Source organism: Pseudoalteromonas sp. S1727 (assembly GCF_005886375.1).
Taxonomy (GTDB): domain Bacteria; phylum Pseudomonadota; class Gammaproteobacteria; order Enterobacterales; family Alteromonadaceae; genus Pseudoalteromonas; species Pseudoalteromonas haloplanktis.
The window spans coordinates 1-359 of sequence record NZ_PNDT01000322.1 but is presented as its reverse complement, the minus strand read 5'-3'; the positions used below and the strand labels follow the sequence as shown (position 1 = coordinate 359).

Sequence of the window (359 nt, the reverse complement as noted above, 5' to 3'; positions counted from 1 at the left end):
TTGTCGCCTATCACAACATGGCAGAGCGCGCTCAATTAGAAGTAAAAGATCAGCAACAAAACAATTAAAAAGTTACAGCGCGATTTGTGTTATACGCCAGTTGTTTTGGTGGTGTACTGCCGCGATTATTAGTTCTTGAACAGCCGTCAAATTTTCGTGTACGCATCGCTTTTTTTAGTCATTTTAAAGCGGGTATTGTGGCTGATTGGTTCGTACTGCATATAATTTTAATCAATGTGCACGCAATTCATACTGTTGTTTGGTATTGGGTGCTGCGTTGTAGTGAGCGCACTGCGCGGATGGGGGTTGTAGCAGCGCAGCCTCGGTGTGCCTTGGGTGTGCTACGAGTGTCATATTTG

The 359-nt window shown here is 44.6% G+C and carries 1 pseudogene; it reads left to right on the top strand.

Annotated features, from left to right (window positions below):
• Positions 1-86: 86 nt before the first annotated feature.
• Positions 87-359, top strand: a pseudogene (locus CWB85_RS22165) (FAD-dependent oxidoreductase); the annotation flags it as partial.